The organism is Neolewinella antarctica, assembly GCF_011927835.1.
GTDB lineage: Bacteria > Bacteroidota > Bacteroidia > Chitinophagales > Saprospiraceae > Neolewinella > Neolewinella antarctica.
In genome coordinates this window covers 234,444-246,561 of record NZ_JAATJH010000005.1, presented here as the reverse complement: position 1 = coordinate 246,561, position 12,118 = coordinate 234,444, and the positions used below count along the sequence as shown (strand labels likewise).

Here is a 12,118-nt window from a genome sequence, read left to right as displayed (position 1 = left end):
TGGCGCAATGATCCTACCCCGTACCCTGTTACTCGGCTTTCTAGCCATCTTCCTCTGCACCGGCGTCAGCGCCCAAAAGGCCGACGCTAAGAAGATGAAATCCATCGCTGAAGTCACGGATAGCCTGGAGAAGATGGAAGGGTATTTCGACTTCTACTGGAGCGATGAGGAAGGGAAAGTCTACCTGGAAGTAAAAAACTTCGACGAGGATTTCCTCTACGTCAACAGCCTCGCCGCCGGCCTGGGAAGTAACGACATCGGCCTCGACCGCAACCAACTTGGCGACAGCCGCGTCGTGCAGTTCCGGCGCGTCGGCCCCAAAGTTCTCCTCGTCCAGCGCAATCTTGACTACCGCGCCGTGAGTGATAATCCGGATGAAGTAGCCAGCGTACGTGACGCCTTCGCGCAGTCCGTACTCTTCGGCTTCAAGGCCGCCGCGATGAGCGACGGGCGGGCACTGATCGACCTGACGCCAATGCTCCTCAGCGACGCGCACGGGGTGATCGACCGGCTGAAGAAAGGCAAACAGGGCACCTTTAAGCTCGACGCCGACCGCAGCGCCGTCTACCGGGCAAAGACAAAAAACTTCCCCCAAAATAGCGAATTCGAAGCGACCCTCACCTTCACCGGCGAAGCGACCGGCAGCCAACTCCGCAGCGTTACGCCTACTTCCGGCAGCTTTAGTTTACGAATGCACCACAGCTTCGTGGAGCTACCCGACGACGGCTACCAAGCCCGCGTCTTTGACCCCCGCAGCGGCTACTTCCCGATGATGTACGCCGACTACGCCACGCCCATCGACCAACCCCTCCACAAGCGCTTCATCACCCGCCACCGGCTGGAAAAGAAAGACCCGACGCTAGAGATGAGTGACCCCGTCGAACCCATTATTTATTACCTCGACCGGGGCGCGCCGGAACCCGTGAAAACCGCCCTCCTCGAAGGCGCGCGCTGGTGGAACGAAGCTTTTGAAGAAGCCGGCTACCGCAACGCCTTCCGCGTCGAAGTGCTGCCGGAAGACGCCGACCCGCTCGACGTACGCTACAACGTCATCAACTGGGTACACCGCAGTTCGCGGGGCTGGAGCTACGGCAGTAGCGTCGTCGACCCACGGACGGGAGAGATCATCAAGGGCCACGTACTCCTCGGTTCGCTGCGCGTGCGGCAGGATTTTCTGCTCGCGCAAGGGCTCATCCCCGCCTACGCGGAGGGTAGCACACCCGACCCGCGCCTAGAAGAAATGGCCCTGGCCCGCCTGCGCCAACTGAGCGCCCACGAAGTCGGCCACACGATCGGCCTGGCCCACAACTTCGCCGCCTCCGTCAACGAACGGACCTCGGTGATGGATTATCCCCACCCCTACGTGACGCTGGAAAATGGCGTGGTCGACTTGAGCGAGGCGTACGCCGTCGGCATTGGCGAATGGGACGTCCGAACGGTCCTTTACGGCTACCAGGACTTTACGGAAGGCGTTAGCGAAAAAGAGGAGTTAGCCGAGATTCTCGAAGAAAATGACCGGCTGAGTCTGCTCTACCTCAGCGACGCCGACGCGCGGCCCGCGGGCAGTAGCAACCCCCAGGCCCACTTGTGGGATAATGGTGGCAACGCCGTTGACGAACTCGACCGCCTGCTGGAACTCCGCGCCTTCGCCCTAAAAAACTTCGGCCCGGACAACCTCGCGCCCGACCTACCCATCTCGGAACTGGAAAAAGTACTGACCCCAGTCTACCTCATGCACCGCTACCAAGTGGAAGCCGTGGCCAAAAGCGTAGCCGGTTACTACTACCAGTACGAAACCAACAGCGCCTACGAAACGGCCGGCCTGAAGCCCGTGGACGACGACGAGCAACGCCGCGCGGTTAAGGGGCTGCTGCGAACCCTGAGCCCGGACGTCCTCCGCCTGCCCGCCACGATCTACCGCACCATCCCGCCCCCGGCAATGGGCTACGACCGCGACCGGGAGCTTTTTAAGACCAAAAACGGCGGTGGGTTAGACCCCTTCGCCATGGCGGAGCTTGCCGCCGACAACACCTTGATGTTCATGCTCCACCCCCAACGTCTCGACCGGGTGGCGGAGCAACGCGCGCTTTACCCCAAAATGGGATTTACCACTCTCCCGAAATACCTGAAGCGTATCTGGACGTCCACCAACGCCGACCCCGTCGACAAAACGGAACGCCCCTACGCCGCCGCGCTCAACGCGATGGTCCAACGGCGCTACGTCGAACACCTGATGCGGGTGGCGACGGACGCGACGGCGGCGGAGATGGTCCGGGCGGCCACGATGAACGAACTGCGGCGCATTTCCAAAAGCCTGAACGGCGAGGAAATGCAGCGCACTTACCTGGACAATCGGATCAAATTATTCCTGCGCAACCCCGGCGAGCTGAAATTGCCCCCGGCGGGGAACTTACCCGACGGCTCGCCCATTGGTTGTGGACACTAACGCACATCTCGTTTGGCAACTCCCGTTTCCCTCCTCCGTACTGATTCCGCTCACCCTGGTTTACCGGGGCTAATCCAACAGCTGGACGTCTATCTCCGTGGCATTTACGGCGAGCGAATGGTATTCTTCGATCAGTTCAACGGCCTGGAAGACATTAAGCAGGTCGTCATTGCCTACCGTGGCGACGAGGCGATCGGCTGTGGTTCCTTCAAAGCATTCGGGTCGGGCACGGTGGAGTTGAAGCGGATGTTCGTCACCCCTGCGCAGCGGGGCCGGCGGGTGGGCTCCGTCATTGTCTCGGAGATCGAGCACTGGGCCGCCGAGTTAGGGAAATCGAGAATCATCCTAGAAACGGGTCACGAGATGCCCGGCGCGGTCGCATTTTACGCGCGCGCTGGTTTTGAGCGTATTGACAATTACGGTCCCTTCGTCGGGGTGGAAGAGAGTTGCTGTTACGCGAAAGACGTCACCACTCCGGAAGTGTAAGCGCCTTTTCGGTGTGGTCCGTGAATCGGTAATTATCACTGGATTATCCAGCTAATCACGCCACTCCGGACCTCGTCTTCGGTAATTTGCAGTTGATAGGTTCCGGCGGGAAGTTGGGATACGTCGACCTCGAAGGTATTCCGCCCCGCCGGTAGGTCCTGATCCACGAAAGTCCTGACCGCTACGCCGCGTACGTCGCACAGTTGGGCGCGGACGCGGGTGCCACGTAAGGTGGTAAAAGCAAGGCGGGCCACCGATGACGCCGGGTTGGGGAAGTACGTCAAATCCCGCACGGTCGTTAATCCGGACATCCCTCGTGCGGCCCCAACCGAAGTTCCCGCGGAGCGGAAGACTGGTCTGAAGGCGGCATCTGAATCCAGGTCTACCGTAATGGACGCCGTCGTGGCGTCTGCATCCAACTCCCAGTGGCTAAACACGTAGCCTTGCCGCGCGATGGCCGTCAGTTTTATGGGGACGCCCGCGTAATAATCTCCCGTCCACTCCCGCTCTTCCAGCGTGAGGCTATTTAGTTGCACGTAGCCCTCCGTCGTGTCACCGATTATTATTTTGGCTTCGTGGACGGCGCGGAGACCGAAGTAATTTTGCACGTGCTGCTTCACGTAGTCAGGCCGCAACCTGAAGAAATTTCGCATCCGCTCCGTGCTTCCCCTGACCCTGTCTTCGGTCTGCCACCGGCGGGCGGCCTGGATCATCTCGTTGGCAATGTGCTGCTCGTTCTTAGTGATGAGCCGATTTACGTTATCGAACAAGAATCGGCTATTCATTTCGTCGGCTAGCTGGTTAATGAAACGTTCGCGAAAAACTTGGTTTACCATCAGCTTGCGCAACAGTATCGTTGCCCAGGCCGGGTTGGGGCCGTCAACATTCATCGCGGAGCCCAAATCGTCCACTTGCGGCCCGCCACCACCGCCGGAGAGGCTGCCCCCCTGGTCCGTGTCATACAAAATCCAGCGCCACTTGCCGCCGGGTGCCTGCTCCCGCCAGAATTTCACGTTATTGTACCAGTCGCGGTTGTTGAAGTATATCTGTGCCAGGTGGAACTTAATTAGGTTATCTACGTCAAATAATTCGGACACCTGCCGATAATTCTCGTCTTCTCGCAGGTCATTAGTATCGATGAATTCGAGCAGCTCCCAGTATTTTTCGTTACTCCCTTCAACTATCCTGCCCCATATTTCCAGCAGGTCGACTTTATCGGGATCGACCCCGTGACGGGAGGACAGAAAATCTTCGTTGACCTTTTCGCGGAGGTTATACAGACCCCAGTAGTGCCCGTTGAGGTAAGTGGCGACGGGGCGGAAGGCCTGCACGTCCAGGCCAGAGCCATCCATCAGTTCGGTCAGCGTAGCGTCCCGGAGCATCGTGCGCATCCAGTCGTTACCGGAATTACGCAGAACGAGGTTTTTGTATTCTCGGTAGCTTCGGTTGGGAAAGAACGCGTAATCCATGTCATCGTCACCGTAGCGGTTGCGGGCGAAGAGGGATAGGGATCTTTGCGACCGCCCACGGTTGTAGCCACCAAATATTTTGGCCCCTACCTCCTGGCTGAATAACTCGCTACCGTCATCCGGAATCAGCGTGAAATTGATGGGGACCTCTTTATCCAGCCAAATGTTGGAGCCCTGAAAGGGAAAATCCCCCACGTATCCATCACCAAGGACGTAAATACCGTCCTTGCCATCGAAAAAATTATCCGGCTCCGTCACCAAAGTAACCACGTCGATGTCGTGAACCACGTCAACTAGATAAGTACGCGTCTGCGGCGGGGAGGGCAGTTTTCCGGGTTCGAAGAGGCGCGCCCGGACGACGACGTTAGTATCGACCCGAATGGGCCCGGTGTAGCGCGGAGAGTTTACTACCGGGAGGGTAGCGTCGGTCGTGTAGCGGATTTCCTTCCCCCCGTCATCCCCACCGAGGGTAAGCGTAAAAGCCTCGCTCACACCGTTTACCTGACTAAAGCTCACTTCGCCTTCCACCACCCCGGTAAAACCCGTTTCGGGATTACGCGCACCGGGGGTGGTTACTCCGTAAAGAACTGGCTCCCCCCCGGAAGGTGGGATACCGACGGAGACATTCGCCGGGGCGCCAGCCACCACCAGGCTATCGACGAAGCGGCCCCGGTCGTCGTGGAGGTAGAGCGTTTCACCGCCCGCACTGAGCTTGAAATTGGTGTGCGGCGCAGAATCCGTCAGTTCGAGCAGGGCGAGGTCCTTTCCCGACGCCCAGATCATTTGGTAGCCGCCGGCGGGGATTACGAGGCCGGTAATCGTCCACTTTTGTGGTTTATCAGCGTCGTCGGAGAGCGTCCAGCCCGCCAAGTTTTGCTCACTACCAAGGTTACGGAGCTCGAACCAGTCGGGCGTGTCACCGTCCTCGTCTTCGAATTGGCTGTTGGAGTTGACGGCCTCGTTCAGCCTAATTTGGGCATTCAGCGCCAGATTGGATAAACAGACGAGCAGTAAAATTATCCTGGTGTACACGTTCGGTAACTTTTTAAAATATGGCATAATGGATGGGCGTTTTCCACCGGGATTTCTTCCTTGCTATTTCCCCAACGACCCGGCACCGGCGTCCGCGCAATAAAATTCAACGTCACCTTGAAACGGCGAATGCTTCTCACTGAAGTACCCAAGTAACGACGCCACTTCTTGACTCATTTTCCGTGATGCGCAGTTGATACGCGCCGGCGGGAAGTTGGGAAACATCGGCACTGAACGTTTGCGAACCCGCCGCTAGTTCTTGGTCAACGAAAGTAGTGACCAATACGCCGCGTACGTCAAAGAGTTGGGCGCGGACGCGGGTGCCGCGTAGGGTCGTAAAAGCCAGGCGTGCGACCGCAGAAGCCGGGTTGGGTGAGTAGCTAAAATCGGTCACATTAACTAAGCTAGCCAAGCCCCGGGTAGCCTCCACCGACGTTGCCGTGGAGCGGAAAATGGGTCTGAAGGAAGTGGATGAATTTAGGTCCACCGTTATGGTAGCCGTCGTGGCGTCCGAGCCCAATTCCCAGTGGCTGAACGAGTAGCCCGCCCGTGCGACGGCCGTCAACTTGATGGGGACGCCTTCGTAGTAGTCTCCCGTCCATTCCGCCCCTTCCAGCGTAAGACTGTTCAGCACAACGTAACCTTCCGCGGTGTCATCGATCACCACCCGCACCGCGTGGTTAGCGCGTAAGTTGAAGTAGTCGCGGACGTGTCGCTGCACGTTGCCCGGCCGCTCCCGGAAGAACGTCCTTATATCGTTCGTGCTGCGCGCAAAATTATTCCGTTGGTTCCACCGGCGCAGGGCTTTCGGTATTTCTTTACTAATGTAATCTTTGTTATTGGTGATCAACTCATTGACGTTTGCGTAGCGGAAGCGGCTGTTCGTTTCGTCGGCCATTTGGTTGATGAAGCGGTCGCGAAACGTCCGGTTGGCCATCAAGTTTCTGAACAACACCGTAGACCAGAGCGGGTTAGCGCGGCCGGTCCCGGAGGTAGCCAGGGTAAAGGTGATCATGTTGCTGTTAGCCTCCGTATTGTTCAACAGCGCCGCCCCGAAATCCGTATCGAAGAGAATCCACCGCCATTTGGCCCCGGGCGTTTGCGCGCGCCAGTACTTGACGTTGTTGCCTGGCCAGTCGCGGTTAGCGTAGTAAATCTGGGCGACCTGGTACAACAGGTAGTTATCCACGTCGATCTCATCGGTCACTCGCCGGTAGTTGGCTTCCTCGCTGAGGTCATTAGTGGATGCGAAGTCGATTAATTCAAGGTAGTCCAGGTTACTCCCCTCCACGACGGCGCCGTCCCACTCCAAGATATCTACTTCGTCCGGGTCCACACCGTGGCGGGCGGCCAGGAAGTCTTCGTTGACTTTTTCCCGCAGGTTGTAGAAACCCCAGTACCTACCGTTCAGGTAAGTAGCGACCGGCCGGAAGGCCTGCACGTCCAATCCGGAGCCGTCCATCAGGCCGGTCATGGTGACGTCCCGGATCATCGAGCGGAGCCAGTCGTTGCCGCCATTGCGGAGGACGAGGCTCTCGTATTCGTCGTAGCTTCGGTTGGGAAAAAAGGCGTAGTCCATATCCCCGTCGCCGTAGCGACTGCGCGCGAACAGCGAGAGGGAACGTTGGGACCGTGCGCGGCTGTAACCGCCAAATACTTTGGTGCCCAGGTCCTGGTAGAATACTTCGCCACCATCTTTGGGAATGAAACTGAAGTGTAGCGGTACTTCTTTATCCTGCCAGATATTGGAATCAAAATACGGGAACTTGCCGTCGTAATCATCCCCGAGCACGTAGATGCCAGTTTTGCCGTCAAAAAAATTATCCGGCTCCGTCACGAGGGTAACGACGTCGATGTCGTGGTCAACACCGACCAAATAGGTCTGCGTTTGCACGGCGGAAGGCAACTTGCCCGGCCCGAAAATGCGTGCCCGGATCACGGTATTGCGCGTAATTTGAATCGGCTCGTCGTAGCGTTCGGAAGTAGCCACCGGTAAGGTGGCGTTGGTGGTGTAGCGAATCTCCTCCCCTTCACCCGCCCCGCTTAGGGTGAGTGCAAAGGCGGTACTCAGCCCACCCGCCTGGCTAAAAAGTACGTCGCCGCCCACTGCACCGGAGAAGCCCGTTTCCGGATTTCGGGCACCGGGGGTCGTCACCTCGTACAGAAGTGGTTCCCCTCCGGAAGGGGGAATACCGACCGCAACGTCGGACGGAATACCCGCCACCGTCAAACTATCTACGAAAATTCCCCGATCGTCGTGAAGGTAAAGGGTTTCACCCTCCGAGTTAAGTTTGAAGTTCGTGTGGGGGCCAGCGCTGGCTAGGCCAAGCAGATCGGGTGGCGCGGTCCCGTCCGTGACCGGGCCGGCAAAACGGGCGGAGAGAAACGCCGCGATGGTCAGATCGGTAGCCGGGGAAGATAGATTGTGCACCTGGATGGCCAGCACGTTTTCGCCCGTACGCAGCAACTCACTGAGCTCCCGGTAGGCATAACGGACGGGTTGGCCGCCATCGACTAACCGTCCTTCGCTGGAACTACTCGCGGTAGCGTCGTAACCCGGGCGGCTTTCCCGGAGGTTCGCGCGGGCGATTTCCCGGCCGTTTACGTAGGCGACGAAGCCGTCGTCGTAGTCCACGTCCAGGAGCAGTTCCCGTACGGTGGCTGGGTCCGTCAGGTCAAACGTTTGGCGGAGGAAGACGGACCGCGTCCCGGTAGGCACCACGGTGGCGTAGGGTGGGTCGCCGAAGCCGAGACTGGTGGTCCCCGCGGTCCAGGTACCATCGTCGAAACCTACCGTGTTCCAATCCGTGGCGACGGGGCGATTAGGGACCAGATAAAATCCGGGCGTGCCGGGGCCGACGAGGGTGCGGGTGACGGCAACATCGTTCCGATCCTTGCCCGACGCCCAAATGAGTTGGTAGCCGTCGGTTGGGAGATCTAGGCTACCGATCGTCCATTTCTTGGGCTCCTCACTGTCGTCGGAAAGCGTCCAGCCCGCTAGGTTTTGTCGTTCGCCGGTGTTGTGGAGCTCGAACCAATCGGGCGTATCACCGTCTTCGTCCTGAAGTTGGCCGTTGGAGTTGACGGCCTCGTTCAGGCGGACCTGGGCGGTCAGGGAGGCAGTAATTAGACAGAGAAGTAGGAAGCAGGTCTTGGTAGGTACGATCGGAGAAAGGGTTGAAGGGGTACGGGATATTTACTCGGTGGTGCCGAAGTAAAGATAGTTATTACCGATCGCCCTTCTTTGCTTCCCGACGTCACTAACCCGGCACCCGCGACCGCGCCGTGGCTTAATTTGTTACCTGCTTTGTTTGTGCCCCGCTAGCACCGGATATAGTTCCGTGTTTTTCCTCAATGAATAACCCAGGCAATCGTCCCGCTTTTCACCCCGTTCTCCATGACTCGGAGTTGATAAACGCCAGCTGGAAGTTGAGAAACATCGGCGCTGAACTTTTGTGGGCCAGCGGGAATGTAGCCGTCCACAAAAGTCCTCACCAGTAATCCACGCACGTCGTATAAGCGGGCGCTGGCGCGGGTGCCACATTTAGCGGTAAAAGCCAGGTGGGCCACCCGGGAGGCGGGGTTAGGAAAACAGACGAGATCCTTGATCGTTTGCAAGTCGTCCATGCCGCCCCCCGGCCCGACGGCGGTAGTTTCCCTGCGAAAAACCGGCCGAAAAGTAGCCGGCTGCCGCACGTCGACGATGATTTCAGCGGTCATCGCTTCGGAGCCCAGCGTCCAGTGGCTAAATTCGTAGCCTTCGTTTGGGATGGCTTCGAGGCGGATGGGGATTTCTTCAAAGTAGTCACCCGCCCAGTTTTCCGCCCTGATCGTCAGGCTATTCAATTGAACGTAACCCTCCGTGGGGTCATCCAACAGAACGGTCGTTTGGTGAACGGCCCCCAGGTTGAAGTAGTCCATGATGTGCTGCTTAATGAACGCGGGGCGCTCCCGGTAATAAAACCGCATTCGGTCGACGTACTCGCCGAGTCGCTCCGGGTACTGCCAGCGGCGGTACGACAGTGGCATTTCCCGTTCAATTCTCTTCTCATTTTTGGTGACGATGCAATCGATGCTGTCGTAAAGAAAACGACTGTTTAACTCGTCGGCAAACTGGTTGATGAAGCGATTTTGAAATTCGCGATTAGCCAGCAGCCCACGTACGAGCTCCGTGGACGCCGGCGAATTAGGGTACTCCGGGCCGTCCGCGGCGAACGCAAACGCAATGCCGTCGGTACTGGGCGGGTTATTGTCGTAAATGTCCATTCCAAAATCAGTATCGAAAAGAATCCACCGCCACTTTGCCCCCGGCCGCTGTGCTTTCCAGTACTTGATGTTGCCGGCCGGCCAGTCCGTATTGCCGTAAAAAATCTGAGCTGCTTGATACTTGATGTAATTATCGATGTCCATCTCGCCCGCCACGCGCTGGTAGTTAGCATCGTTCGCCAGATCATTACCCCGCACGAATGCCATCATCGCCAAATAATCCTCATTATTCCCTTCGATGACGGTACCGAAACGCTCCAGAATGTCTACGGAATCCGGATTGACACCGTGCCGGGAAGCCAGAAAGTCTTCGTTAACTTTCTCCCGTAGGTTATACAGGCCCCAGTAATCTCCGTTGATGTAAGTTGCTACCGGGCGGTGGGCCTGTACGTCTAATCCGGAGCCGTCCATGATCTCCGTCATTGAAGCGTCCCTGATCATCGTCCGCATCCAGTCGCCCCCGGAGTTGCGCAGGACCAAACTGGTAAACGCTTCGTAGGGACGGTTTTCGAAAAACGGATAGTCGAGGTCATCGCCGCCGTAGCGATCACGCGCAAAAATTGAGAGGGACCGTTGTGCGTTGATCCTGCTCCAACCGCCAAAGATTTTGATGCCGATGTCCTGCGTAATCCCTTCGCCCCCGTCCGTAGGGAAGAAGCTGAACTGACCGGGGACTTCTTCGTCCCGCCAATAATTGGCACCGTAATAAGGCGGGTTATCATCGGCCCCGTTACCCCACGCGTAAAGGCCGTGGTTTTCGTCGAAGAACGCATCCGGGTCGGTAACGAGAGAGACGACGTCGATATCGTGACTACGATCGATCAGGTAAGATTCAGTCCGAACGGCGGAAGGTAACTTCTGCCCCTCGAAAATACGTGCGCGCACTACGGTGTTATTATCAATCCGGATTGGGCCGTCGTAAACCGGCGAAGCGGCGGTAGGCACCGTTGCGTCTAATGAATAATGTATGGTGCCCCGCGCGGGCGCGCCGCTCAGCGTAAGCGTGGTCTGGCCGTAGACGCCACTCGGCGGGTTGAACGTAACCGCCGAATTTACCCGGCCGACGTAACCGGTCGTAGTGTTAGGGCCACCCGGTGTTGTTCGTTCGTAGGCGCGGGCGCCACCGCCGCCGGGTGGGATACCCACGGACACGTTTGCGGGGATACCTTCGACCTTGAGTTGGTCCACCAGGGTGCCGTTGTTACGGAACAGATACAGCGTTTCCCCGCGGGAGCTAATTTTGAAGTTAGCGTGGGGACCGTACGCCCCGAAAGAGAGGACTTCCGGCGGTGCCTCACCTTCGGTAGATTGTCCGGCGTACCGGGCGCTCAGGAAAGCAGATAGGGTCAGGTCGGAAGATGTGTAGGACACGTTATGGACTTGAATAGCGAGCACGTTGTTACCCCGCCGTAACGCGCGCGGCACATCCGCGTAGACAAACCTTTCGGTACGCTCTCCCCGTGCGATGCGGCCTTCGGAGCTGGTGGTGGCCGTGGCGCCCCGGTCGGGCCGCTTTCCATTCATGTTTGCCCGCGCGATCTCCTGGCCGTTGAGGTAGGCGACGAAGCCATCGTCATAATCTACGTCCAGGAGTAATTCTTCGACCCCCGCCAAGTCGTCCACGGTAAAATCGTAGCGGAGAAATGCGGCGTTCGTGCCGCCGGGGACTTCCGACCCGTAGGGGCCGTCCCCGTAGCCGATGGGCGTTGTTCCCGCGGTCCAAGTCTCATCATCAAAAGTGCGGGCGTTCCAGTCCTCCGGCACCGGGCCGCTCGGGACGAGGTAGCGGCAGGCATCGCCTAGTTTTACCAAGTTCCGGAAGCTGAAGTCAACGGCGCGGTCTTTTCCGGAAGCCCAGATGACTTGGTACCCACCCGCGGGGATCGTCAGGCTGGGAATTGTCCACTTATCCGGCTCCTCCTCATCGTCACTCACCGTCCAACCGGTGAGATCGAGGGCGGGGCCAGCGTTATAAATTTCGAACCAGTCGGGCGTATCGCCGTCTTCGTCCTTAACCTGACTGTTAGAATTGACGGCCTCGTTCAGGCGGACCTGGGCGGTCAGTGGCAGGGTGAGTAGACAGACGAGTAGTGGGAAAATCTTCGTGTACAAAGTATAAAGCGGTTTCAAGGGTATGGGGTTAATCATGCGGTAAGGCTAAATAAAGATAGGGAATTCGGGTAGTTCCCCCTGCTCTTACGCTTCTTGCTGGCTCCGGCGGCCGCGCATTTTAAAAGATAAAGCGTGGGCCGAAACCCAGTGGCGTACGTACGGATGTTCTAACTCAGCGGTTAATCCTTTGGGCATTTCGGTAGCTAGCGGGGCGGGTGCCGGGAAGTGACATAACAAGCTTGAATTGGCGAAAACGCGCGCGCTTTTCCCGAGCGTTGCTACTCACGACAACAATTTATGTAAATTG

Annotated in this window: 5 protein-coding genes; 2 read left to right on the top strand and 3 right to left on the bottom strand. The window is 58.0% G+C overall.

The genetic code is table 11. The features are described 5' to 3' along the window. Positions 1 to 7 precede the first annotated feature (7 nt). Together GGR27_RS15085 and GGR27_RS15080 are read left to right on the top strand one after the other, a co-directional pair. On the top strand, positions 8 to 2,446 hold the full coding sequence (locus tag GGR27_RS15085; RefSeq protein WP_168038782.1) for a zinc-dependent metalloprotease: 2,439 nt from the start codon (positions 8 to 10) through the stop codon (positions 2,444 to 2,446). 12 nt (positions 2,447 to 2,458) lie between these two features. After that, positions 2,459 to 2,932, top strand: a complete 474-nt coding sequence (locus tag GGR27_RS15080; protein WP_168038780.1) for a GNAT family N-acetyltransferase — start codon at positions 2,459 to 2,461, stop codon at positions 2,930 to 2,932. Positions 2,933 to 2,967: 35 nt separating this feature from the next. Here the strand turns inward: GGR27_RS15080 and GGR27_RS15075 are convergent, their stop codons facing one another. The 3 genes from GGR27_RS15075 to GGR27_RS15065 all read right to left on the bottom strand — a co-directional run bounded on the left by GGR27_RS15075 (position 2,968) and on the right by GGR27_RS15065 (position 11,847). Further along, a complete protein-coding gene (locus GGR27_RS15075; RefSeq protein ID WP_168038778.1) occupies positions 2,968 to 5,460 on the bottom strand; it encodes a CotH kinase family protein in 2,493 nt (830 codons plus the stop codon). Between the two features lie 109 nt (positions 5,461 to 5,569). After that, positions 5,570 to 8,152, bottom strand: coding sequence for a CotH kinase family protein (locus GGR27_RS15070; RefSeq protein ID WP_168038776.1), 2,583 nt, complete (start codon positions 8,150 to 8,152; stop codon positions 5,570 to 5,572). 632 nt (positions 8,153 to 8,784) lie between these two features. Continuing rightward, positions 8,785 to 11,847 (bottom strand): CotH kinase family protein, encoded by a 3,063-nt coding sequence (locus GGR27_RS15065; RefSeq protein ID WP_168038774.1) that lies wholly within the window; start codon positions 11,845 to 11,847, stop codon positions 8,785 to 8,787. Between the last annotated feature and the right edge of the window lie 271 nt (positions 11,848 to 12,118).